Source organism: Janthinobacterium sp. Bl 1 (assembly GCF_058215535.1).
On the sequence record NZ_CM177086.1, the window covers coordinates 2650319 to 2673691 of the forward strand.

At 65.0% G+C, this 23373-nt stretch carries 17 protein-coding genes; 9 read left to right on the plus strand and 8 right to left on the minus strand.

The features are described from left to right. Positions 1-144 precede the first annotated feature (144 nt). From AC4BCN_RS12095 to fdhD, 4 genes are all read left to right on the plus strand, one after another. The gene (locus AC4BCN_RS12095; protein WP_128139721.1) at positions 145-1227 is read left to right on the plus strand and encodes a calcium:cation antiporter; all 1083 of its coding nucleotides are present in this window, start codon (positions 145-147) and stop codon (positions 1225-1227) included. A gap of 163 nt (positions 1228-1390) precedes the next feature. Further along, positions 1391-2848 carry a Ppx/GppA phosphatase family protein gene (locus AC4BCN_RS12100; protein ID WP_139092521.1) on the plus strand — a complete coding sequence of 486 codons (1458 nt, stop codon included), beginning with the start codon at positions 1391-1393 and terminating at the stop codon, positions 2846-2848. Positions 2849-2949: 101 nt separating this feature from the next. Beyond that, on the plus strand, positions 2950-3633 hold the full coding sequence (locus tag AC4BCN_RS12105) for a hypothetical protein (RefSeq protein ID WP_490493390.1): 684 nt from the start codon (positions 2950-2952) through the stop codon (positions 3631-3633). Positions 3634-3701: 68 nt separating this feature from the next. Beyond that, positions 3702-4529, plus strand: a complete 828-nt coding sequence (gene fdhD, locus AC4BCN_RS12110; protein WP_128139719.1) for a formate dehydrogenase accessory sulfurtransferase FdhD — start codon at positions 3702-3704, stop codon at positions 4527-4529. Here the strand turns inward: fdhD and AC4BCN_RS12115 are convergent. Continuing rightward, on the minus strand, positions 4505-6829 hold the full coding sequence (locus AC4BCN_RS12115) for an FdhF/YdeP family oxidoreductase (protein WP_490493391.1): 2325 nt from the start codon (positions 6827-6829) through the stop codon (positions 4505-4507). The two genes, fdhD and AC4BCN_RS12115, sit on opposite strands and share 25 nt — an antisense overlap. A 144-nt stretch (positions 6830-6973) precedes the next feature. Here AC4BCN_RS12115 and AC4BCN_RS12120 point away from each other — a divergent pair, with 144 nt between their 5' ends. After that, positions 6974-7735 (plus strand): GNAT family N-acetyltransferase, encoded by a 762-nt coding sequence (locus AC4BCN_RS12120; protein ID WP_490493392.1) that lies wholly within the window; start codon positions 6974-6976, stop codon positions 7733-7735. Here AC4BCN_RS12120 and AC4BCN_RS12125 read toward each other — a convergent pair. From AC4BCN_RS12125 to AC4BCN_RS12135, 3 genes are all read right to left on the minus strand, one after another. Beyond that, the gene (locus AC4BCN_RS12125) at positions 7668-13130 is read right to left on the minus strand and encodes a CHAT domain-containing protein (protein WP_490493393.1); all 5463 of its coding nucleotides are present in this window, start codon (positions 13128-13130) and stop codon (positions 7668-7670) included. The genes AC4BCN_RS12120 and AC4BCN_RS12125 overlap by 68 nt on opposite strands. Positions 13131-13401: 271 nt before the next feature. Beyond that, on the minus strand, positions 13402-13689 hold the full coding sequence (locus AC4BCN_RS12130) for a hypothetical protein (protein WP_034757399.1): 288 nt from the start codon (positions 13687-13689) through the stop codon (positions 13402-13404). 179 nt (positions 13690-13868) lie between these two features. Then, the gene (locus tag AC4BCN_RS12135; RefSeq protein WP_070219534.1) at positions 13869-14561 is read right to left on the minus strand and encodes an ABC transporter ATP-binding protein; all 693 of its coding nucleotides are present in this window, start codon (positions 14559-14561) and stop codon (positions 13869-13871) included. Positions 14562-14872: 311 nt separating this feature from the next. Here AC4BCN_RS12135 and egtD point away from each other — a divergent pair, with 311 nt between their 5' ends. Together egtD and egtB are read left to right on the plus strand one after the other, a co-directional pair. Further along, a complete protein-coding gene (egtD, locus tag AC4BCN_RS12140; protein WP_490493394.1) occupies positions 14873-15865 on the plus strand; it encodes an L-histidine N(alpha)-methyltransferase in 993 nt (330 codons plus the stop codon). A 7-nt stretch (positions 15866-15872) separates the two neighbouring features. Next, the gene (gene egtB / locus AC4BCN_RS12145) at positions 15873-17108 is read left to right on the plus strand and encodes an ergothioneine biosynthesis protein EgtB (protein ID WP_490493395.1); all 1236 of its coding nucleotides are present in this window, start codon (positions 15873-15875) and stop codon (positions 17106-17108) included. A gap of 5 nt (positions 17109-17113) precedes the next feature. On the opposite strand, the gene AC4BCN_RS12150 is transcribed toward egtB, so the two are convergent. The 4 genes from AC4BCN_RS12150 to AC4BCN_RS12165 all read right to left on the minus strand — a co-directional run bounded on the left by AC4BCN_RS12150 (position 17114) and on the right by AC4BCN_RS12165 (position 21729). Next, positions 17114-18706, minus strand: a complete 1593-nt coding sequence (locus AC4BCN_RS12150; protein ID WP_490493396.1) for a methyl-accepting chemotaxis protein — start codon at positions 18704-18706, stop codon at positions 17114-17116. A 169-nt stretch (positions 18707-18875) separates the two neighbouring features. Then, on the minus strand, positions 18876-20582 hold the full coding sequence (gene leuA / locus AC4BCN_RS12155) for a 2-isopropylmalate synthase (RefSeq protein ID WP_490493397.1): 1707 nt from the start codon (positions 20580-20582) through the stop codon (positions 18876-18878). 353 nt (positions 20583-20935) lie between these two features. Then, complete coding sequence (locus AC4BCN_RS12160) at positions 20936-21223, minus strand: barstar family protein (RefSeq protein ID WP_128139713.1); 288 nt, start codon at positions 21221-21223, stop codon at positions 20936-20938. A gap of 56 nt (positions 21224-21279) precedes the next feature. Continuing rightward, the gene (locus AC4BCN_RS12165) at positions 21280-21729 is read right to left on the minus strand and encodes a hypothetical protein (RefSeq protein WP_490493398.1); all 450 of its coding nucleotides are present in this window, start codon (positions 21727-21729) and stop codon (positions 21280-21282) included. Positions 21730-21915: 186 nt separating this feature from the next. Here AC4BCN_RS12165 and AC4BCN_RS12170 point away from each other — a divergent pair, with 186 nt between their 5' ends. Beyond that, positions 21916-22827, plus strand: coding sequence for a patatin-like phospholipase family protein (locus AC4BCN_RS12170; protein WP_034757417.1), 912 nt, complete (start codon positions 21916-21918; stop codon positions 22825-22827). A 59-nt stretch (positions 22828-22886) separates the two neighbouring features. Next, complete coding sequence (locus AC4BCN_RS12175) at positions 22887-23291, plus strand: GlcG/HbpS family heme-binding protein (RefSeq protein WP_034757420.1); 405 nt, start codon at positions 22887-22889, stop codon at positions 23289-23291. Positions 23292-23373 lie beyond the last annotated feature (82 nt).

Sequence of the window (23373 nt, forward strand, 5' to 3'; positions counted from 1 at the left end):
CGGGGCGGCGTCACCGGAACATGTGCATTCCCTAACTTTCATTTAAGCTAGGCAAGTTATGCTGTGGCATGCACGCCAGGCTGCCCTTGTTGTCCTTTGCTGTCCGCATCGCAGTTCCCCTTTTTTACTCTTGCCAGGCCCATAATGAAAATTCTTAAATCCCTGCCTGTATGGCCGCTTGCCGCCCCGCTTGCCGGCTGGCTATTTCTGTTCGGTTCCACCTTCGATGTCGGCGGCGCCTACCAGATCCTGCTGGTCGCTGGCCTGATCGGCAGCGTGCTGGCCGCCGTGTACCATGCGGAAGTGGTGGCGCACCGCATCGGTGAACCGTACGGTACCCTGGTGCTGGCGTTGGCCGTGACCCTGATCGAGGTGGCATTGATCGTCTCGCTGATGCTGGCCGGCGGACCGGAAACGACGGGCCTGGCGCGCGACACCGTGTTTGCCGCCATCATGATCATTTTGAACGGCATCGTCGGCATCTGCCTGCTGCTGGGCGCCGGGCGTCACCGCGAACAGACCTTCGGCCTGCTGGGCGTGAGCGCTTCGCTGGCCACCCTGGCGGCCATCGCCATTCTGACCCTGGTGCTGCCGAACTACACGTCGAGTGCCGCCGGCCCGTACTACAACTCGAGCCAGCTGATCTTCATCGCCGTCATCTCGCTGGTCCTGTACGGCACCTTCGTGCTGGTGCAGACCGTGCGCCACCGCGATTACTTCCTGCCCAAGGAAGCGGTCGGTGATGAAGAGGTGCATGCGGCGCCGCCCACGCCCGCCGTCGCCTGGATCAGCGCCGGTGCGCTGCTGGTGTGCCTGGGCGCCGTGGTGCTGCTGGCCAAGTCGCTGGCGCCCGCGCTGGAGACGGCGATTGCCGCCATGGGCGCGCCGAAAACCCTGGTCGGCATAGTCATCGCCGCCATCGTACTGCTGCCAGAAGGCCTGGCCGCCGTGCGCGCCGCGCGCGCGAACCGTTTGCAAACGAGCTTGAACCTGGCGCTCGGCTCCGCGCTGGCCAGCATCGGCCTGACGATACCAGCCGTGGTCGTGGTGTCGCTGGCCACGGGCCTGACGATTACCCTGGGGCTCGATATCAAGTCGACGGTGCTGTTGCTGCTGTCGCTGATGGTGGCCACCCTGTCGCTGGGCACGGGCCGCACCACGGTCATGCAGGGCACGGTGCATCTGGTGATTTTCGCGGTATATTTATTCACCACCATCGTGCCCTAAGCTGCCGCACGGCTGCCGTTTTGTCACAATCCTGTCACGCCGCTGTCATACGATGGCGGTAGTGTGGTAGGATTTTTAAATCGTTTAAATGATTTATATAGTTTAGCAACTGAGTTCGCCAATTTTTCCAGTTGGCATAGCAATGACAAGACAAGAGGCCAGTATGTATGCAGCGGTGGACCTGGGGTCCAACAGTTTTCGTTTACACGTCGGCAAGCATGATGGCGACACGATCCGCGTGGTCAAGAGCGTGCGCGACCCGATACGCCTGGCCGCCGGCCTGGACGCCAATGGCGACCTGACCGACGCGGCCATGCAGGGCGCGCTGGCCTGCCTGCAGCGCTTTCGCGCCATCCTCGCCGGTTTCGAACTCGATGCCGTGCGCGTGGTGGCCACGTCGGCCATGCGCGTGGCGCGCAACGGCGCCGTCTTCCTGCCGCTGGCCGAGCAAGCCATCGGCTACCCGATCGAGATCATCTCGGGCGAGGAAGAGGGGCGCTTGATCTACATGGGCGTGGCCAATGCGCTGGCCATACCCGGCGAACGCCGGCTGGTGATGGATATCGGCGGCGGCTCGACCGAACTGATACTGGGGCGCGGCAACGATATCGAGCGGGTCGAGTCGTTCAGCCTGGGCACCGTCAAGCAAAGCCTGTCGTTCTTCATCGGCGGGCGCATCGACGCACCATCGTTCGAGGCGGCCATCCTGTCGGCGCGCAGCCATTTCGAGGATGCCGCGCCGCCATACCATCCGCAGCACTGGAAGACGGCCTACGGCTCTTCCGGCACCATCCGCACCATCGCCGACATCATCGCCCGCAACAAGCTCGGTGACGGCTTGCTCACGAGCGCCAGCCTCGACGCGCTGGCGCGCCGCTTCATCGAACTCGGTCACACGAGCCGCATCGACATGCCCGGCTTGCGGCCCGACCGCGCCAGCACCATTGTCGGCGGCCTGGCCATCTTGATCGGCCTGTTCCGCGAACTGGCCATTCCCGCCATGACGCCGATCGAGGCGGGTTTGCGCATGGGCGTGATGTGGGATTTGTACCTGCGCTCGACCAAGCGCGACCGCCGCGAGCAGTCGGTGCAGGGCTGCATGGAGAAGTTCCATATCGACCAGCAGCGCGCCGGCCGGGTGGCCGAGCAGGCGCTGGCCATGTATGCGCAGCTCAAGCCCACGTCCGACGCCCTCGTGAAATGCCTGCGCTGGAGCAGCCTGCTGCACGAAGTGGGCCTGGCCGTGTCGCAGACGGGCTACCACAAGCATGCCTCCTACATCGTGGAAAACGCGGACTTGCCCGGTTTTACCACGCGCGAACAGAAGACCATGAGCCGGCTGATCCTGGCGCAGAAGGGCAATTTGCGCAAGATCGGAGAAGTGCTGTCCGACCCCGATTTCGCCAAGGCCGTGCTGGCGCTGCGCCTGTCGATCCTGCTCATGCATGCGCGCATTGAAGCCGATTTCAGCGAACTGCGCCTGCGCATGAAGAACCGCATCGAGCTCGATATCAAGCGCGGCTGGGTGGCGCACCATCCGACCGTGTCGTTCTGGATCGAGAAGGAGCAGGAGTTCTGGGACGAGGTGGGGGTCGATTTCACCATCCGCGCCAGCGCGTAAGGGGTCATTGGGTCATGCCATGTGCATGACTTGATGTGTGGCAAGCAAGTTTTTAAAAAACAGTATATATTGTTTATATTATTTACTAGATTGGAAAATCCATGAGCAAAACCGTCCCGGCGAAAAAAGCCGACACCGCGCCCGTTTCGATGTTCCCCACCAGCGCCTCGATCAACGCGGCAGCGGCCAAGGCAGCACCGGCCGCCAAGCCTGCTGCCAAGCCGGTGGCAAAAGCCGCCGTCAAGCCAGTGGCCCAAACCGCCGTCAAGCCGGCAGCAGTGAAGCCAGTAGCAGTGAAGCCAGTAGCAGCGAAACCTGTCGCCGCCAAGCCTGCCGCTGCCAAGGCGCCAGCCGCCAAGCCGGCGGCCAAGGCCGTCGTCGCCAAACCAGCCGCCAAGGCGGCAGTGAAAGCCGTTGCCAAGCCGGCGGCCAAAGTCGCTGCGAAACCCGCCGCCAAGCCGGCAGCGAAAGCCGCCGTCAAACCGGTAGCCAAACCAGCTGCCAAGCCTGCGCCAGCGAAAAAAGCGCCGGCCGCCAAGGTCGCCGCCGTCAAGGAAAAAGCCCGCAAGCCGAAACTGGTGCGCGACAGCTTCACCATGCCGGAAGCGGAATACGAAGTCCTGGGCCAGGTGAAGAAAGCCTGCCTGAAGGCCGGTTTCGAAATCAAGAAAAGCGAATTGCTGCGCATCGGCGTGGCGCTGATCAGCCAGATCGACCTGGCTACCCTGCAAAACGTGCTGGCCGGCTTGCCGCAGCTGAAAACGGGCCGTCCGAAGAAGGATTGATGGAGCGGGCAGGGGCCGCCCCCTGCCTGGCCGTTCTGGTTTACCATGGGGCCTGTGAAAGTTCCCCCATGGTTGCCATGTCAGAAGATACAGAGATCGAACGCGCCGGCTTCGTCGAGCGCGCCATCGTCCGCCATCAGGCGGGCGCTGCTACCCCCGCCATCGACCACGTCGCCGAGGAAATCCCCGTCGCGCTGGTCTTCAATGGCATTTCCCACGTCGTCATGATGGCCACGCCGCGCGACCTGGAAGCGTTTGCCTACGGCTTCGCGCTGACGGAAGGCGTGGTCGCTTCCGCCGATGCCATCTTCGATTGCGAGGTATTTTTGCGTCCCGACTCCGCCGAAGTGGCCTTGCGCATCGCCCAGGAAGATTTCGTGCGCCTGAAGGACCGGCGCCGCCAGCTGACGGGCCGCACGGGCTGCGGCGTGTGCGGCATCGACAGCATCGACATGCTCGACTTGCAGCCGGCGCCGCTGCCGCCATCCCTGATCCGCGTCGACCTGCCGGCCGCGCTGGCGCGTGCCTCCGCCGGCTTGCGCGAGCACCAGACGCTGATGCGGGAGACGGGCGGCGTGCACGCGGCCGCGTGGTGTACGCCCGATGGCGATATCGTGCACGTGTTCGAGGATGTCGGCCGACACAACGGCCTCGATAAACTGATCGGCCACCTCGCGCTGCACGGTATCGACATGCGGCGCGGCTTCGTTTTCCTGTCCAGCCGCGGCAGCTACGAGCTGGCGCGCAAGGCTGCGCGCATGCAGATTCCGCTGCTGGCGACGATCTCCGCCCCCAGTTCGCTGGCCATTGCCATTGCCACGCAGGCGGGCATGAAGCTGGCGGGTTTCTGCCGCCAGGATGCTTACGTCGATTACACGCCCGGCGTTACCTTGTAGCTTACGCTGCGTTCCAGCAGCACGGGCACGGACTTCGACGTGGGCGTGCCGGCGCCGTCGGCCGTGCTGGCCAGCGGCACCAGCGCGTTCGTCTCCGGGTAATATGCGCCCAGGCAGCCGCGCGGGATGTCGTAGGCGACGAGACGGAAGCCATCGGCGCGGCGCGCCACGCCATCGTTCCATGCGCCGATCAAGTCCACCAGCTCGCCATCGGCAAAGCCCAGCATGGCGATATCGTCCGCATTGGCAAAGACGACCTTGCGCGTGCCGTACACGCCCCGGTAGCGGTCATCCATGCCGTAGATGGTGGTGTTGTACTGGTCGTGCGAGCGTGTGCTCATCAGGACCATCAGGCGCTTGCCATGGCGCGCTCTAGCACGGTGCAGCGGCGTATCGAGGTCCAGCGGGGCGACGAGGAAGCTGGCCTTGCCGCTGGCCGTCTTCCACACGCGCTCGCGCGACGCCACCGTCAAGTGAAAGCCGCCCGGCTGCGCCACCCTGGCGTTGTAGTCGTAAAAATCGTCAAACACCTTTTCGATGTCGTCGCGGATGCGCGCATAGTCGGCCGCATAGGCGCGCCAGTCGACCAGGCTGTTGCCCACCGTCGCTTCGGCCATGCCGGCCACGATGGCCACTTCCGAGCGCAGCTGCGGCGCGGCGGGCGCATTGCGGCCGTACGAGATATGCACCATGCTCATCGAGTCTTCCACCGTCACGCCCTGCGCCACGCCGCCTTGCACGTCGATTTCCGTGCGCCCCAGGGTGGGCAGCAGCAGCGCTTCCTTGCCGATGACCAGGTGGCTGCGATTGAGCTTGGTGGCCACCTGCACCGTCAGCGCGCACTGGCGCAGGGCGGCAAAAGTCAGCGGCGTGTCCGGCGTGGCGGCAGCGAAATTGCCGCCCAGCGCAATGAATACCTTGACGTCGCCGCGCTGCATGGCTGCGATGGTGGCCACCACGTCGTGGCCGTGTGCGCGCGGCGGCGCAAAACCATACACCTGGCCCAGGCGGTCGAGGAAGGCCGCCGTCGGCTTTTCCTCGATGCCCACCGTGCGGTCGCCCTGCACATTGGAGTGGCCGCGCACTGGGCATAGCCCGGCGCCCGGCTTGCCGATTTGCCCGCGCAGCATCATCAGGTTCGACAGCATGCGGATGGCCGCCACGCTGTGCTTGTGCTGCGTCAGGCCCATGCCCCAGGTGGCGATGATGCGCTGGCCCTTGACGAAGATATCCGTCAACGCCTCGATCTGCGCGCGCGCCACGCCCGACTCCCGCACCAGCAGTTCCCAGTTTTCCGCGCGCAGGTCGTCGCGGAAGGCGTCGAAGCCGCTGCAGTGTTCAGCGATGAAAGCATGGTCGATGACGGCGGGCGCGCTGGCCGCCTGCGCCGCATCGTCATGCTCGACGACGCGTTTGGCGACGGCCTTGATCAGGGCGAAGTCGCCGCCCAGCGTCGGTTGGACGAACAGGCCGGCCAGGCGCGTGCTGCCCAGGGTCGCCATTTCCAGCGCGCTTTGCGGGTCCATGAAACGCTGCAAGCCCCGTTCGCGCAGGGGATTGATGGAGACGATGCTGCCGCCGCGGCGCGCGCAGTCGCGCAGTTCGCCCAGCATGCGCGGGTGGTTGGTGGCGGGATTCTGGCCGAAGATGAGGATGGTGTCGGCCAGTTCGAAGTCGGCCAGGGTCACCGTGCCCTTGCCGATGCCCACGGTGGCTGGCAAGCCGCGGCTGGTCGCCTCGTGGCACATGTTGGAGCAGTCGGGGAAGTTATTCGTGCCGTACAGGCGCGCCATCAGCTGGTACAAAAACGCGGCTTCGTTGCTGGCGCGGCCCGACGTGTAGAAGGCGGCCTGGTCCGGGTCGGGCAGGGCGCGCAGGTGGCGCCCCACGAGGGCATAGGCGTCATCCCAGGAGATCGGCACATAGCGGTCGCTGGCGGCGTCGTACACCATCGGGGCGGTCAGGCGGCCGTGCTGTTCGAGCGCGTAGTCCGACTGTTGCAGCAGCTGCGTGACGGTATGGCTGGCAAACAGCTCGGGGCCGGCGCGGCGGCTGGTCGCTTCGGCGGCGACGGCCTTGGCGCCGTTTTCGCAAAACGCAAACGTGGAAGCGTGGTTGCGGTCGGGCCAGGCGCAGCCGGGGCAATCGAAGCCGTCCGGCTGGTTTTGCGCCAGCAGCGCCTTCAGATTCTCGGGCGCGACCCTTTCCTGGCGCAGGCTGATGGCCACGTGTTTCAGGGCGTCCCAGCCGGCGGCCGGCTTGGTGTAGGGCGTGATGTGCGGTGCGTCCTGGTCTTTCATGGGCTCTTTCGGCTGGGCGAGTGTGGTAATTATGCACGATCCCCGAATGACATTGACTTGCGTCACGGAAATGACATTCGGCTGTCATTTTCTTGACATATTAGGCAAGTACGCTGGAGTCGTCTTGATCACAGGGATGAAACCATGCAAAACATACTCGCATCAAACGAAGCCAAGGCCCGTCCGGTCCAACTGGTGCTGAGCCAGGCCACGACAGCGTCGGAATTGCGCGAAGTGCAGCGTTTGCGTTACAAAGTGTTTATCGAGACCATGGGGCTGACGTCGCTGGCGAACGCCGATGGCCTCGACAGCGATGAATTCGACGCGCACTGCGATCACCTGATCGTGCGCGACGCCGACACCCTGAAAGTGGTGGGCACCTACCGCGTGCTGAGCGCGGCCAAGGCGGCCAAGATCGGCCGGCTGTATTCGGAAAACGAGTTCGATCTGAGCCGCCTGAAGAACCTGCGCGGACGCATGGTCGAGGCGGGCCGCGCCTGCATCCACCCGAAATACCGGGGCGGCAGCGTGATCATGCTGCTGTGGTCGGGCCTGGCCGAGTACATGCGCCGCGAGCGCTGCGACTACCTGGTCGGCTGCGCCAGCATCAGCCTGGCCGATGGCGGCCATAACGCCGTCGCCGTGTACCAGGCGCTGGCCGAAAAGCACATGGCCCCAAGCGAATACCGCGTCACGCCGCACCTGCCTTTCCCCATCCACCAGGTGGAAGCGGCGCACAAGCCGCAAGTGCCGCCGCTGATCAAGGGCTATCTGCGTTCGGGCGCCTGGATTTGCGGCGAACCGGCGTGGGATCCTGATTTCGAAAGCGCCGATATGTTCATGATGATGCCGCTGGCGAATCTGGACGAACGCTATGCGCGCCACTACGGGGTAGTACCTGGCTGATAGCGGGGAATGATGCCTGCAGCTGGCCGGCCAGCGCCTGCACGGCGCTGCGCAAGGCGGTGTCCGGGCTGTCGGATGGCAGCAGTTCGAGCAGGAAGCGCAGCGGCGTCGTGATCGTTTCGGGTTCGCCGATGCTGCCGTGGCGCCGCACGGCGTCGTGGTACAGGGCCAGAAAGGCGGCGCGCGCGGGCGCGTCGAAGGGCTGGCCGTCCGGCACCTGCCACAGGGCCGCCAGCAGGGCGGCGCGCACGGGGGCGCCGGCATCGATGGCGCGGTGTTCGTCCGCGTGGCGCTGGCGCGCATAGGCGATGGCGTCGTGCAGCAAGTCGCCCAGCTGCGGGTCGAGCGCGCGCCACGCGCCGCTGTCGCCATGGGCTTTCAGCAGCAGGGCACCCGCCAGCACCTGAAAAATCAGGTCGCAGTCGGCCACGCCGCTGCGCCGCCGCGCTTCTTCCAGCGCGGCCAGGCAGGCATCCGTCATGGCGCGCAGGGCCGGCGCGCCCGAGTTTCCTTCACGGCAGGCCAGGCGTGCCTGCAAGGCCCAGTAGCGTCCCAGCAGGGCCAGGCGCTGTGCCGTGGGCGCCAGCGCCACCAGCAGGTCGATATGCTGTTTTCCATCCTGAAGCAACTGGCGTCCCTGCGCCATATCGGGCACGGCCGGCACCTCGATGCCGGCGCCCGCATCGAGGCCGCACAGGGCCGCGCCCTGGCGTATCTCCAGTTCCGCCCAGTGCGCCAGCGCGCGCAAGCCCACCTTGCCGTCGGCCGCGCTGTGCGCCGCCCGGTAGTGTTCGATGGCGCGCAGGGTGTTCTCCAGACCACCGAGGCCGGCGCGCGTGGCGGCCATGTTTTCGCGGATGTCGGCGCAGCCGAAGAAGCGGGCGCGCACGGCTTCCTCGATGCTGCCCAGCTTTTCCTCGATGGCCGCGCGGCGTGCAGGATCGGCGCCCGCCAGGCGCGCGTGCAGGGTTTCCAGATCGGCCAGCAAATGGCCGTGGTAGTGGTAGTCGGGCGCTTGCCAGGGCCGGCTCTGGGTGTTCGGAAAGCGGTAGCGGTCGTCGCCGTACGCCTGGTAGGCGCCCCAGGTGTTCGACGCGGGGAACTGCAGGTACGCCGCCTCGCGCGCCAGGCGCACGGCGTCGCCGAAATATTCGCCGCTCAGCATGGCGTGATAAAAGCTGTGCGCGAAGATGCTGGCCGCCTGGTCGTCGATGCGCCAGCCGGCCGCGATCACGGCCTGCGAACCCATTTCAATGAAGGCCGTGGCCAGGCTGGCGGCCAGTTTCGACCATGGCGCGATGGCGTCCGGGCGCATGTCGCCCAGATGGCAGCAATTGATGAAGACGAATTGCGGCACGCGCTTCAATTTACCCACCTGCGCCGCCGTCAGCCGCGTCTTCGGTCCCAGCACCAGGCCCGTATGGGCGATGCCGGGGCCGGCCACTTCGCCATGGCCGGCCAGGTGGATGGCGAAATAGCGCTCGTCGAACAGGTGCACGAGCACGCGCTGGGCCTGCGGGCGCAGCAGCTCGCGCACCTGGTAGCCGTACGTGCCGAACATGTGCGCCACGTCCTGCGCCTCGGCCTGCGCGGCGGGCAGTTCGGGCAGGCCGGAATCGGTGTCGCCGATCACCAGCACGCTGTTGCTGGGCGGGCTGACGGCGGACGGCTGCTCGCGCAGGCTGGCCAGCTGGCGCACCATGCCGATGCGCGTGGACAACGGGCTTTCCTCGCTGCCCGCCTCGTCGCGCATCAGTTCCCACGGATAGATGGCGGCGCTCTGGTCGACGGCCAGGATCAGGCCGCGCATCTCGGGGATGGCCGCCTTCAGGCCATTGGGCAGCATCAGTTCGTACAGGGCGCGCGACAGGCCCGGCTGGTCGGTGGTGTTGTCGGTGGCATCCATGATCAGGCCATCGACGGCTTGCCGCTGGTTCGGCTCCTCGTCGACGCTGTTGTGGGCGCGGTCCGTCAGCACGGTGAAACGCAGGGCGCCGGAGAGGTCGGCGGCGACGATCTGCACGCGGCGCCAGCCATTGTCGCCGCTCAGGCTGGGCAGGATGCGCCGGTAGCCGCCGGGGCTGTGGCGGATGCGCCGCTCGAACGTGAAGCTGCCCTGGTAGCGCGCTTCTGCCATGATCTGCTCGATGGCCACGGCGGCGGCGATGGCGCGCGCCTCGGACTGTTCATAGATGGCGATGTGGCCGATGCGGCACGCCATGCCCGCGTCTTCGAGGCGCCGGTTGGCGCTGCGCGCGCCGTCGATCAGGGCCCGCGCGCACAGGGCGATGCTCAAGCCGCCGTAGCCGGAACCGGACAGCAGGCTGGCCACGCGCAGGCCGTGCTCACCCATCGGCGGCGCGGCCACGTGGCCGGCGGCGCGCACCTGCAGGCAGACGCACGCGTATTCGAGCAGGCCGCCGGCAAAGGCGCGCGCCAGTTCGCCCGGCGTCAGTTCGCCCAGCGCGCCCAGGCCGATGACGATGGCGCCGCCGGGCCGGCGCGCCGCATCGGGCTGCAGTACCACGAGGGCGGAGTCGGGGCGCTGCGGAAAGCGGCCCAGCGCGTGGATTTCCTGCAGCTTGCCTGCCAGCAGGCGGTCGAGAAAACTCATGCTGCCGCGCAGCGATTCGGACGCGTAGCAGCCGCTCATGACGGGCGCGTCGGCCGAAGCCATGCTGCCGTGAATGACGGATAGGCTCAGCTGCGGCGCGCGGCTTTCCGGCGTGCTGGCCGGGCCGGCGGCGCCGATGGCCGCGTCGAGCAATTCCTGCGGCTGCGGGTACAGCGGCGTTGCCTCGGGCACGTAGGGATGAAAGCGGGGCGGGGCGCCGCCGGGCGCGTGCGGCGGGTGACGGGGCAGGGCGGCGGCCTGGCCGTTGTCGAGCAGCTGCGCGATGGCCGGGTAGTAGTCTTTTTGCAGCAGCAGATCGCCATGCGCCACTGGCAGGTAGCAGCCCGCCACGCCGTCGGGCACCGCGCCTTGCCAGGCCGTGCGGCCATCGCCGTCCGGCGACCAGGCCGTCTCGATGCCGCCGTCGCGCAGGCGCAGCGCCACCGGCGTGGCGGCGCAGCCGGCCAGGTAGCTGCAAAGGCGGGCCTCGAGCGGTGCCGCTTCCAGCAAGGCCACGGTGGCGCGGGCCGCTGCCAGCGCTTGGACCTCGGGCGCCTGCCAGCCACCGGGCAGGTTCGCTTGCGCGTCGCCGGCGGCCAGCTGCGCCCATGTATTGGCGTCGAAATAATCGACGCCGGCCGCCTGCGGCCACGGCAGCATGTCCAGCACGCCGGGAAAGGCGCGCACGAAGCCGAGAAACTGGCGCCGCGTGTGCTTCCAGCCTATCCAGCACGCCAGCATCTGCACCAGCCGGTCGCGTCCCAGCAGCACTTGCACCATCGCCTGCGTGCCGCGGTTGGCCGTGCCCACCTGCAGCAATCGGCTGCCGGGCAGGGCGCCGAAGCGTTGCCAGCGGTCTTTCAGAGCCAGGCGTGCCACTAGGCCGCCCATGCCGTGGGCAACGATGCGCAACGGTTGGCCGCGCTGTTCCGCGTCGCGCATGGCGTCGTCGAGCACGGGCAGGAAGGCGCTGCTGGAGTGCTGCAGCGAGAGGCGCCAGTCATAGGTAAAGGGCCGCACTTCCTGGCTTTGCGCGAGAAAGCGGGCAAACGGTTCATAGCAGGACTCGATCCAGCCGGCGCTGACGATGTGCGGCTGGCCCACAGCCAGGCGTTCGATGCGCCCTTCGACGAGGTTGACGGGGTCGAACCAGATGCGGTTGCTGCCCACTTGCAGGTGGCTGCCCATGATGTCGGGCAGCAGCAGCACGATGGGCGCGTGCGCGCGCCGTTTCGGCACTTCACCGCCGCGCGCCAGCGGGCCGTGCTCGATGCCGGGCAGCGGCTGGTAGGCTGCCTCGTCGCCGGTGAGCACCTGCACGGCGGCCTGGCTGGACGGCGCGCGCTCGAAATAGTTCAGGTGGTGCGTGTGCGGCCCGCGCAGCAGCAGTTGCCGCACCGGCGTGCTGCGCGTGGCGCCGCCGGCCATCGAGGCGCAATTGACCACCAGGTCGTTCTGCCCGCCATACAGCTGGTCGCCGAGGCAGTCGCCCAGCCAGCCCAGCAAGCCATCGCCGCTGCAGGCGCCGGCCAGCACGTGCAGCGGACTGGCCACGCGCACGTCGGGCGCGTTGAGCAGCGCCACCAGCGGCGAGTCGGGCATCATCGCTTCCAGGCCGGGCAGGATGCGCGCGTCGCAGCGCTGCCGCACCACGGCCAGCAGGAAGGCCATGGCGCCATCGGGAACGCCGCCGTGCAGCAGCAGGTTGAACATCACGCTGGCCCAGCGGTCGAGGCGGCCCGACATCAGGGTGGTGCCGCGCGCCGGGCAAGCCACGCGCACGAAGCGGGCGATGCGGATGGCGCGCGTCTTCAGTTCCACGCTGAGTGCGCGCAGGCGCGCCGCATCCTCGTCGTAGCCGCCGCGTCCGCCCAGCCGCGCCTGCGCCGTGAAATGTTCGATATCGTGGCTGTTGAACGCTTCGCCGCCCACCGTGTTTTCGCTCAACCGCTCGAGGCCGTCGCCGGCCAGGTCGACGGCGCCGCGGCTGTCGATGCGCTGCGCGCGCGCCAGCAATTCGCCCACCAGGCCGCCGCGCGAATGGGCCAGCAGGTGCAGCACGGCGCCGTGCGGCAACTGGCGCACGAGGGCCAGCGCATTCTCGATGGGGCTGTCGCTGAGGCTGCGGTGTTCATAGCCGTAGATGCGGTTGCCGTACTGCGCCGCCAGTTGCGGCGCCAGGCCGTTGCGCCACAGGCCGCCAAAGCTGCGCTGGGTCGACGAGGCTGTGCCGTGCAACAGCAGCAGTACCGGTTCCGGCCCGGCGGGCAGGCTGGCGACGGCCGTCATGCTGCCCGCCTCGATGCCGCAGCGGTACAGGCCCAGGCGCTGTTCCAGCTGGCGGTCCTGGAAGGCGCCCGCCGCCGCCAGCGCCGTCATGGCGGCGGCGCCGCAGCGGTACACGCGCACGGCCCGCAGCATCCAGGCGCCCAGGCCGTCGCGGCTGGCGCCGGGCGGCTGGCGCGCCGCTTGCGGGCGCAGGGCCAGCCCCACTTCGATGCTGGCGGGCGCACCGTCGCGCGCCACCGTGGCCGGACCCAGGTAGCGCGGCAGGTCGAGGCTGCCCGCCAGCAGCGAACTGCCGTCGCACAGCAGCAGTTGCACCACGTCGTCCGGGCCGATGTCGAGCACGGTGCGGCAACTGCCGATGCCGCGCGCGCTGGACAGGACGTGGGTTTCGGCGTGCCAGCCGGGCGCGGCGGGGCAGTCGCCGGCGCTGGCGAGGGGATCGCGCGTGAGCGTCAGGCGCAGCACGGGCGGCGCAAGGGGATCGCTGGACATGCGGTTGGGATCGCTGGTTAAAAGCTGACCTTGATGCCTGCGGGGACTATGCGTGTTGTGTCAGATCAAGTTTGAGTGGAAATGCAGGGGAGAAGCCGGAGCAGGCGTGCTGGAGCGGCAGGGCAGAGAAACGGTCAGCATGGTTTGGGCTGGGTCTCTTCGCTATCGTGCTCGGATGTTGTGCGGTGAGCGAACTACGCGAATTGTATGGCAAAAGTTCATTGCGCCGGGAACCTGGGGTGCCTGGCATGGCATTACAACAGCGGGCAAGTTAATGGACTGGCGTGGCGGACAGTTCCTTCAGTTCGCGGATGGTGATGTCCGATTTTTCATGCATGCGCAATAAAATCGTTGCACCGACCGACAGTTTGCCGTGTCGAATCTTGCTGATGATGGGAGGCTGAACTTCCAGGACACGGCACAATTCCGCATCATTTTTCAAGTTCAACTTCTCGATCAAGGTATCGAGCAGCTTGTTGGGGACAAAACTCGATGGTTCGAGCGCACGCGCCCGGTTCATCGCTTCAATCATTTCCAGCTTCTTTTGCCGAACGTTCATTTACTCCTCCTTCAGGTTATGCAAGGGACGAGACCACTGTATGCGGTCCCGGCTAAAGTTCGTCATCGCAGTACGGCTGTCTGGGTGACGTGACAACATGCGCGTTACAACATTGATAACCAGGCAAGTGTTTTCAATAATACTACGATAACAAAACTTGTGACAGATGGTCAGTTAAATTAACTGATTGTTTGATCAATTTGGTTGACCGTTGTTGTATTTTGTAAGCCGCTTTTCGTCAGAATCATGGTCCGGTCCGCCATTTCAGCGGCGGCCAGCGAATGCGTGACCATGATGGCGCAACTGCCGTTGGCCTTGATTTCGGCGCGCAGCAATTGCAGGATGCTGTGCGCCGTGTCAGGGTCGAGGTTGCCGGTGGGCTCGTCGGCCAGCACCAGCGCCGGTTTGTGCACGAGCGCGCGGGCAATGGCCACGCGCTGCATTTCGCCGCCCGACAACTGCTGCGGAAAATCGCCGCCGCGTCCGCCCAGGCCGACGGCCTCGAGCATGCTGGCGGCACGCTCCTGGGGCAGTCCGTTGAGCAGCAGCGGCAGGGCCACGTTTTGCAGCAGGGTCAGGTGCGGCAAGACGTGGAAGGCCTGGAAAATAAAGCCCATGCGGGCGCGACGCAGCCGGGTCGCGGCGGCGTCATCGAGGCTGGACATGGCAATGCCGTCCACCAGGATAGGGTGCGCTTCGGCACCCGCATCGGGCGTATCGAGGCCGGCGATCAGGTTCAGCAAGGTCGACTTGCCCACGCCCGAATCGCCCATGATGGCGATGAATTCCCCGGCCTTGAAGCGGCAGGAAATGTTGGCCAGCACGGGACGGGCGTTGGCATAGGACTTCGACAGATGGCGCAATTCGAGCATGGTGTTAACGGCTATCGTAAAGGGAGGCACGCGGGGGAGAGGGGGGCCTGGGAACTGCAATGGCGCGCGGATTGTTTGGCCGGCAATGTGTAGTATACGACAGGCTTATGCTTTTTGCTTGGTAATACCAATTTTTCTGTGCGCAGCCTGTTTGACCTTAAGTTACCTGCCGCACGGCTGGCTTGTGCGGATTCCGTTATGATGGAAAAAAGTCATCGGCAAGGCGCCTGCAAACCGCTATGGCAGGGGCGGCGCGCCCGTTGGCTGACCGTGCAAGCCCTTCGTGAACCTAACATTGACGACGCCAGCCCATGACCATGCCACTTGCGCAACAGCAGTCCAATTTGTATCCCGCCAGCAACGCAGAAGCGGCCAGCGCCACTCCTGCCACGATAGCCGAGATCAGCAGCGGCCTGCTGGCGCGCAATGCCTGGACCTCGCCCAAATACCTGTACGACGCGCTCGGTTCGAAACTGTTCGAAGCCATCTGCGCCTTGCCCGAGTACTATCCGACGCGCACGGAAGCGGCCATCTTCGCCCGTCACGGCGCCGAGATCGCGCACGCCGTGGGGCCGGGCAGCACCCTGATTGACTTGGGCGCGGGCAATTGCGCCAAGGCCGCCAGCCTGTTCCCGCTGCTGCACCCGGCCCAGTACGTGGCCGTGGATATTTCCTACGATTTCCTCAGTGAATCGCTGAGCCGGCTGCAGCAGCGCTTTCCGCACATCGAGATGACGGGTCTGGGCCTGGATTTCTCCAGCCGCCTGGACTTGCCCGACAGCGTGCGCGACGCGCGGCGCCTGTTCTTCTACCCCGGATCGTCGATCGGCAATTTTGCGCCTGAGCAAGCGGCCGCCTTTTTGCGCCGCCTGCGCGCGAATGCGGACGGTGATGGCGGCCTGCTGATCGGCGTCGACCTGATCAAGGATGACGCCATCCTCGACGCCGCCTATGACGATGCGCTGGGCGTCACGGCCGCCTTCAACCTGAACATGCTGCGCCACGTGAACGGCCTGATCGGCGCCGACTTCGACGTGCGCGCGTGGCAGCACCATGGCTTTTTCAACGCCGACGAGCGCCGCGTCGAAATGCACCTGGAAGCGCGCAGCGAGCAGCTTGTGCATTGGAAAGGCGGCCAGCGGCGCTTTGCGAAAGGTGAGCGCATCCATACAGAAGACAGCTACAAATACACGCGCGCCACCTTCGTCGGCTTGCTGGAACAGGCCGGATTTTCCACCGTACAAGTCTGGACGGACCCGCAGCAGTGGTTTGCCGTCATCTACGCGCGGGTTATCAGGGATTAAGAAACAGATGCTGATCGATCACTATAACAAGGTGCGCCAGCACTCGCTGCTGCTGGCCGAACCGCTGTCCGACGAGGATTGCGGCGCCCAGTCGATGCCGGACGCCAGTCCCGTGAAATGGCATCTCGCGCATACGACCTGGTTTTTCGAAACGTTTATTCTGGAAAGCATGGAAGCGGCGTTCGCGCCATTCCACCCGGCCTTCCGCGTGCTGTTCAATTCCTATTACAACGGCGTGGGCGAGAAGCACCCGCGCGCCCAGCGGGGCTTGCTGACGCGCCCCGGCATGGCGCAGGTGCGCGCTTACCGGGCCGACGTCGATGCGCGCATCGCGCGTTTGCTGGCGGGCGAACTGGCGCGCGACGAGCGCGAACGGCTGACCATGCTGCTGGCGCTGGGTCTCGAGCACGAACAGCAGCACCAGGAGTTGCTGTTGACGGACGTCAAGCACCTGCTCGCGCAGAGCGCCCTGTTTCCCGCTTACCTGGATACTGCGCCCGCGCCAGCGCGGCAAGCCGCGCAACCCACGGCCTGGCTTGCCTTTGAAGGCGGCCTGGCGCAGATCGGCCATGCGGGCGATGGCTTCTGTTTCGACAATGAATTGCCGCGCCACCCGCAATACGTGGCGCCGTTCGAACTGGCCAGCGCGCTCGTGACGAATGGGGAATTTCTCGCCTTCATCGAGGCGGGCGGCTACCGCACGGCGCATTTATGGCTGGCTGAAGGCTGGGACTGGGTACGCAGCCAGCAGCTGGAATGTCCGCTGTACTGGCAGCGCGACGAGGCGGGACACTGGCAGGAATTCACCTTGTTCGGTTTGCGTCCGCTCGACCTGCGGGCGCCGGCCACGCATCTGTCCCTGTTCGAGGCGGACGCCTATGCGCACTGGGCTGGCGCGCGCCTGCCGACGGAAGCGGAGTGGGAGCTGGCGGCGCAAGGCGTCGCCGTGGAAGTGGGCCAGCTGCATCCGGCGGCCGCCGGCGCGCCGGGAACGGGCTTGCGGCAAATGTTCGGCCACTGCTGGCAATGGACCAGCAGCAGCTACGCGCCGTATCCGGGCTACCGCACGGCGCCCGGGGCGCTCGGTGAATACAACGGCAAGTTCATGCTGAACCAGTATGTGTTGCGTGGCTCGTCCTGCGCCACGCCGGCTGGCCATGCGCGCGCCAGCTACCGCAATTTCTTCCCCGCCGGCGCGCGCTGGCAATTTTCCGGCATCCGCCTGGCACGCCAGGTGGACTAATCTGCCTAGTTCAGGCGCGGTACAGCAGGTGGCGGCGCTTTGCCATCGGCGTTCTGTTCCAGCTTGAACTGGCTGACGAGGGTTTCCAGTTCGCCCGCCTGTTCATGCATGGCCGCCGCAGCCGCAGCCGCTTCCTCGACGAGGGCCGCGTTTTGCTGCGTCGTCTGGTCCATCTGCATGATGGCGGCATTGATCTGCTCGATGCCTTCGCTTTGCTCGTGGTTGGCAACGCTGATTTCACCGACGATGGCGCTGACCCGGCCCACGCTGGCCACCACTTCATCCATCGTGGCGCCCGCCTGGCTGACCAGCTGCGCGCCCTGGCCGACCCGGTCGACGGAATCGGCGATCAGTTCCTTGATTTCCTTCGCTGCCGCAGCCGAGCGTTGCGCCAGGTTGCGCACTTCGGAGGCCACGACGGCAAAGCCGCGTCCCTGTTCACCGGCACGCGCGGCCTCGACGGCCGCGTTCAGGGCCAGGATATTCGTCTGGAAAGCGATGCCGTCGATGACGGCGATGATGTCGACGATCTTGCGCGACGACGCATTGATGGCGTCCATGGTACCGACCACTTCCGCCATGGCCGAGCCGCCGCGCTGGGCGATGGCTGACGCCGAACGGGCCAGGCTGTCGGCCTGACGCGCATTGTCGCTGTTGCTGCGCACGGTACCCGTCAGTTCGATCATCGACGAGGCCGTCTCTTCGAGCGCACTGGCCTGTGCTTCCGTGCGGGCCGACAGGTCGGCATTGCCGCTGGCGATCTGGCTCGACGCCACGGCAATCGTGCCCGTGCCGCCGCGCACTTGCCCCACCAGGGTGGCCAGGTTGGTGTTCATGTCGCGCAGCGCCTGCAGCAGCTGGCCCGCTTCATCCTTGCCGTCGGCCACGATTTTGCTGCTCAAGTCGCCTCCGGCCACGGCTTGCGCCACGCGCAGGGCATACGCGATCGGCGTGGTGATCGAGCGCGTGACCCGCCACGCAAAGAGCACACCCAGCAGCAGGGCGGCCGTGCCCAGGCTGGCCATCAGCACATTGGCTGCGGAAATATTCTGTTTGATTTGCTGGCCACCCTGCACGACCACTTCGCGCTGGAGTTCATTGAGGCGGTTCACGGACTTTTGCAATTGATTCAGGGCGGGCAGGGTATCGTCGCGCACATGCGTGGCCGCTTCCGCGCGCTGTCCCGCCACCAGCAGCTTGTCGGCCTGGCTGAACGAGACGACATAGGCCTTGCGCTGCTGCTTCAGCGTGGCCAGCAGTTCCTTGCCTTCAGGCAGCACGATCAGGCGGTCGAGGATGACCAGCGCATCGGTGATGGTGGCCTTGTTGGCGTCGATTTCACCATGGATGGCGTTGGCGCGGGCCGGATCTTCATGGATGAACAGTTCCAGCACCAGTGCCGCGTTCGAACGCGTGGTGCTGCGGATGGTGGCGATGGCGTCGGCCTTGGCCCAGTCTTTCTCGATGATGGCTTCGCTGAGCGCGCCGATCTTGTCCAGCCGGAAAAGGCCCGTGCCCACCAGCACTGCCATCAGCAGCAGCACCACGCCAAAACCGGCGCCCAGGCGCACGCCTATCTTCATATCCGTTAATTTCATACTGATTCCCTCGGTAGCTAATGATCTGTCTCCGGTGGTCTTGTTATGAAACAATTATACGGCTGGCGATACCTGATTTGCACTACTAATTGCCTTATAGAAATGAAAAAGCGGCACGGCGATCAAGCCGTACCGCTTTTTCTCCCTATGAGGGATGCTTGATCCGTGTTCAGGCAGCGCTGGCAGCCACGTCGGTCGCTGTTGTTTTTTCGGCCTCTGTTTGCCCGATGCGGCGGTTCACGGCCGACAAGACTGCTTTGAACGAGGCGGTGACGATATTGCTGTCGATGGCGGCGCCGAACAGGGTCGGACCGTTATCGAGGCGCAATTCCACGTAGCAAGCCGCTTGCGCGTTGGCGCCGGAGCCGATCGAGTGTTCATGGTAATCCATCAGCTTGATGTCGAGACCGAGCGCGTTGACGAAGGCATCGATGGGGCCGTTGCCGCCACCTTGCAGGGCCAGCGGCGTCTGGCGGTGCGACAGGCTGATGTCGATTTGCACGGATTCGTCGCTGCTCGTGTCTTCCACCATGCGGTGCGAAGCGTAGGCGTACGGCGCCGTCTGCTCCAGGTATTCCTGCTGGAAGATTTCATGGATATCCTGCGCGGCGATTTCGCGGCCCGTGGCGTCGGCCACCGCTTGCACGGCGCGCGAGAATTCGATCTGCAGGCGGCGCGGCAAGACCAGGCCGTATTCCTGTTCCAGCAAGTACGCCATGCCGCCCTTGCCGGACTGGCTGTTGACGCGGATCACGGCGTCGTAGCTGCGGCCCAGGTCGGCCGGGTCGATCGGCAAGTACGGCACTTCCCAGATGCTGTCCGGTTGTTGCTTGGCGAAACCTTTCTTGATCGCATCCTGGTGCGAGCCGGAGAAGGCCGTAAATACCAGGTCGCCCGCATATGGGTGGCGCGGGTGGACGGGCAACTGGTTGCACTCTTCCACGCATTTGCGCACGCTGTCGATGTCGGAGAAATCGAGGCCCGGGTGCACGCCTTGCGTGTACAAATTCATCGCCAATGTCACCAGGTCGACGTTGCCCGTGCGCTCGCCATTGCCGAACAAACAGCCTTCCACGCGGTCGGCGCCCGCCATCACTGCCAGCTCGGCCGACGCGACGGCCGTGCCGCGGTCGTTATGCGGGTGCACGCTGATGATGATGGAATCGCGGCGCGCCAGCTTGCGCGACATCCATTCGATCTGGTCCGCATAGACGTTGGGCGTGCTGCATTCCACGGTCGACGGCAGGTTGATGATCATCTTGTTGGCCGGCGTCGGCTTCCAGATGGCGCTGACGGCGTCGCAGATATGCTTGGAGAAATCGAGTTCCGTGGTCGAGAACGATTCCGGCGTGTATTCAAAGCCCCATTCCGTTTGCGGATGCTGGGCCACCAGCTGTTTGACGAGGGTGGTGCCGGTGGTGGCGATATTCGTGATTTCTTCGCGCGACATGCCGAACACGACCTTACGGAACACGGGCGCCACGGAGTTGTACAGGTGGACGATGGCGCGCTTGGCGCCGACGACGGATTCCACCGTGCGGCGTATCAGTTCTTCACGCGACTGTGTCAGCACGATGATGGTGACGTCGTCCGGGATGCGGCCTTCATCGACGAGCTTGCGCACGAAATCGAAATCCGTCTGCGATGCCGATGGGAAACCTACTTCGATTTCCTTCAGGCCGATGGCGATCAGCATCTCGAAGAAACGCAGCTTCTTTTCCGCGCTCATCGGCTCGATCAGCGACTGGTTGCCGTCACGCAAGTCGGTGCTCATCCAGATAGGCGGTTTGCTGATGATCTGGTTCGGCCATTGACGGTCGGTCAATTTAACTGGAGGAAAGGCGCGGTATTTGGAAGCTGGGTTTTGCAACATCATGATCGGGTACTCCTGAAGATAGGGGAAAATCAATGGTTGTGGCGCAAGCTTGCCGGGCGGCCACGAGACACTAGGCCAGGCAAGCGATCGGTAGCGGTAGCAGAGCGGCTGCGATGCCAGCGGGGGCGGTCGCAGTGGGGATTACGTGTACGAATGGGGATGGTGCAAACATCATCAAACCTTCCAGGGTTTTTTGAAACACGCCGGCGTGTGGCCAGGCGAAGCAAAGCGGCAAACTTATGCGCGTGCTAGCAGTAGTCGCGATAGCGACAGCAGGGAAGGGGATGGATGTTTGAAGGAGGACATGCACTTAATGTAAGGGAAGTCGGGCCGGACTGTCAAGCGTTTCCGTCTTACACGTAAAGCACGTGCGCTGCCACGACCGGCATTTCCTGTGCCATGCGCGCCAGGATGCGCTGCAGGATGGCGGCCTCGCCGGGCAGGCGTGCCGCAAAGGCTGGCCACCCGTGCAGCTCCAGCTGTTGCGGCATGTCCACGAGGCCCGTGATGGCATCCCAGAACGCATCCCAGTTCATGCCATAGAAGGATGGGAAACCCAGCGCGGTAGCCAGGGCCGCATGCAACTGGCGTGGCGAGTTGATCTCGCTCAAGTCGATTGTCACGAGGGCTTGTCGATTCATGCTATTTCCTTGAGCAAGTTCCGCAGGTCCGTTTCGGTAAAATGGACTGGACACCGCTACGGCGCCGATTTTTGGCAGCGTGCGGAAAATTGCATGGCGGCGCTGTTTTCAAACGGGGAATTGAACTCGCCCTTTACCTGCGTCAAGTCGCTGCTAAAGCGCATGGTCAGCGGTCCGCTGGCCGGCCCCGCGTCGTATGTGCAAGACAGGCTGTCGCCGCTTTGCCGGCAGCCGTAGAAGTTGCCCGCTTTGCCGCGCCCGTCAACCAGGTGGGTGCCTTGCGCGCCGTGCCGGTCGGGAGCGTCGAAGCTGAGCTCAATCGTGTGCTCCTCCTGATCATTGGGAATCTGCAGCTTCCCCGTACACGTAAATCCCTCCATTTTTGCCGCGATGCTATCCGGGTGCTCCGTCGCCGTGACGGGGGCGGCGTTGGCGCAGCTTGCAGTCAGCAGGGCGGCAGCGAGCAAGCATGGGGGCGCGATGAGGCGGAACAGGTCTGTTTTCATAAGCCGCTCAATAGAGGTGGGGGAGGAGGGATGCCAGGCGCCAGTCTAGCAGCCGGAGGGGCGCGCACGGTTCGGAACATTGTCATTTGTAAACATTTAAGACGGGCTTCAGTGCGGGCGGCCCCGCTTGCGCTACAATCGGCTCTCCTTTATTGCCACTGCCGCGCGCGGTTTCCCCTCTCCACCATGTTCCCTAAACGCCTGACCCTGCTTGCCCTGGCCGCCTTCGTGCTGGCCGGTTGCGATACCACCGCCCCGAAACCGATACAAGTATTGACGCCGCCCGAACCCATCGTCGTCACGCCGCGCAAGATCAAGATCGGCCTTGCTCTGGGCGGCGGCGCGGCGCGCGGTTTCGCGCATATCGGCGTGATCAAGGCGCTTGAATCGCAGGGTATCCAGGCCGATATCGTCACCGGCACCAGCGCCGGCAGCGTGGTGGGCGCCATGTATGCGGCGGGGAACTCCGGCTTTGCCCTGCAAAAGATGGCGTTCGACATGGACGAGGCGGCCATTTCCGACTGGGCCTTGCCCCTGTTCGGCAAGTCGTCTGGCGTGCTGAAAGGCGAAGCGCTGCAAAGCTATGTCAACAAGGCCGTCGGCGGCGTGCCGCTGGAAAAACTCAAGATTCCATTCGGCGTGGTGGCGACCGATCTGAAAAATGGCCAACCGATCCTGTTCCAGCGCGGTAACACCGGCATGGCCGTGCGCGCCTCGTCGGCCGTGCCCGGCGTGTTCCAGCCCGTGACGATTGCCGGCCACACCTATGTCGACGGCGGCCTCGTCGCTCCCGTCCCCGTGCGCTTTGCGCGCGACATGGGCGCCGATTTCATCATCGCCGTGAATATTTCGTCGCAAACGGATACCCAGAAGGCCATCAGCTCGATGGAAGTGCTGATGCAGACGTTCGCCATCATGGGCCAGCGCATCAATCAATTTGAACTCAAGGATGCGGATGTGGTGATCCAGCCCAGCCTGGGCACCATGAAGGGCAACGATTTCAACAGCCGTAACCAGGCGATCCTGGCGGGCGAGCAGGCGACCTTTGCCGTGATGGCGCAGCTCAAGCAAAAGCTGAAAGCCAAACGCGAGCAGTAAGCGTTGGCCGCCTGCCGCATTTCGTATACAATTTTGTTTCAACATAACAAGGATGCACCATGCAATCGAAACCGATTTTGACCCTGGACGACGTAAAGAAAATCGCTGCCGCCGCCGAAGCGGAAGCGGTCAAGAATAACTGGGCGGTCACGATCGCCATCGTCGACGACGGCGGCCACCTGCTGTGGCTGCAGCGCATGGATGGCGTGGCGCCGATCTCGTCGCACATCGCCCCATCGAAAGCCAAGACGGCCGCGCTGGGCCGCCGCGAATCGCGTATCTATGAAGAGATGATCAATGGCGGCCGCGTGTCCTTCCTGAGCGCGCCGGAAATCGACGGCTTGCTCGAAGGCGGCGTGCCCATCGTGTTCGATGGCCACTACGTGGGCGCCGTCGGCGTCTCGGGCGTGAAATCGGCGGAAGATGCACAAATCGCCAAGGCAGGTATCGCCGCCTTGGTGTGATGGACGCCTGGCCAAACCTACTGCGCGGCGCGCTTTGCGGCCGGCGATGCTCACCGTACTTGAGTACGGTTGCGCTTCTCGG

Excerpts from the sequence above, each read along its gene's own strand:
- AC4BCN_RS12100 (WP_139092521.1), top strand. The coding sequence starts at position 1,391 with ATGTATGCAGCGGTGGACCTGGGGTCCAACAGTTTTCGTTTACACGTC.
- AC4BCN_RS12105 (WP_490493390.1), top strand. The coding sequence starts at position 2,950 with ATGAGCAAAACCGTCCCGGCGAAAAAAGCCGACACCGCGCCCGTTTCG.
- AC4BCN_RS12130 (WP_034757399.1), bottom strand. The coding sequence starts at position 13,689 with ATGAACGTTCGGCAAAAGAAGCTGGAAATGATTGAAGCGATGAACCGG.
- egtD (WP_490493394.1), top strand. The coding sequence starts at position 14,873 with ATGACCATGCCACTTGCGCAACAGCAGTCCAATTTGTATCCCGCCAGC.
- fdhD (WP_128139719.1), top strand. The coding sequence starts at position 3,702 with ATGGTTGCCATGTCAGAAGATACAGAGATCGAACGCGCCGGCTTCGTC.
- AC4BCN_RS12175 (WP_034757420.1), top strand. The coding sequence starts at position 22,887 with ATGCAATCGAAACCGATTTTGACCCTGGACGACGTAAAGAAAATCGCT.
- AC4BCN_RS12170 (WP_034757417.1), top strand. The coding sequence starts at position 21,916 with ATGTTCCCTAAACGCCTGACCCTGCTTGCCCTGGCCGCCTTCGTGCTG.
- leuA (WP_490493397.1), bottom strand. The coding sequence starts at position 20,582 with ATGATGTTGCAAAACCCAGCTTCCAAATACCGCGCCTTTCCTCCAGTT.
- AC4BCN_RS12120 (WP_490493392.1), top strand. The coding sequence starts at position 6,974 with ATGCAAAACATACTCGCATCAAACGAAGCCAAGGCCCGTCCGGTCCAA.
- egtB (WP_490493395.1), top strand. The coding sequence starts at position 15,873 with ATGCTGATCGATCACTATAACAAGGTGCGCCAGCACTCGCTGCTGCTG.
- AC4BCN_RS12135 (WP_070219534.1), bottom strand. The coding sequence starts at position 14,561 with ATGCTCGAATTGCGCCATCTGTCGAAGTCCTATGCCAACGCCCGTCCC.
- AC4BCN_RS12160 (WP_128139713.1), bottom strand. The coding sequence starts at position 21,223 with ATGAATCGACAAGCCCTCGTGACAATCGACTTGAGCGAGATCAACTCG.
- AC4BCN_RS12115 (WP_490493391.1), bottom strand. The coding sequence starts at position 6,829 with ATGAAAGACCAGGACGCACCGCACATCACGCCCTACACCAAGCCGGCC.
- AC4BCN_RS12125 (WP_490493393.1), bottom strand. The coding sequence starts at position 13,130 with ATGTCCAGCGATCCCCTTGCGCCGCCCGTGCTGCGCCTGACGCTCACG.
- AC4BCN_RS12150 (WP_490493396.1), bottom strand. The coding sequence starts at position 18,706 with ATGAAATTAACGGATATGAAGATAGGCGTGCGCCTGGGCGCCGGTTTT.
- AC4BCN_RS12165 (WP_490493398.1), bottom strand. The coding sequence starts at position 21,729 with ATGAAAACAGACCTGTTCCGCCTCATCGCGCCCCCATGCTTGCTCGCT.
- AC4BCN_RS12095 (WP_128139721.1), top strand. The coding sequence starts at position 145 with ATGAAAATTCTTAAATCCCTGCCTGTATGGCCGCTTGCCGCCCCGCTT.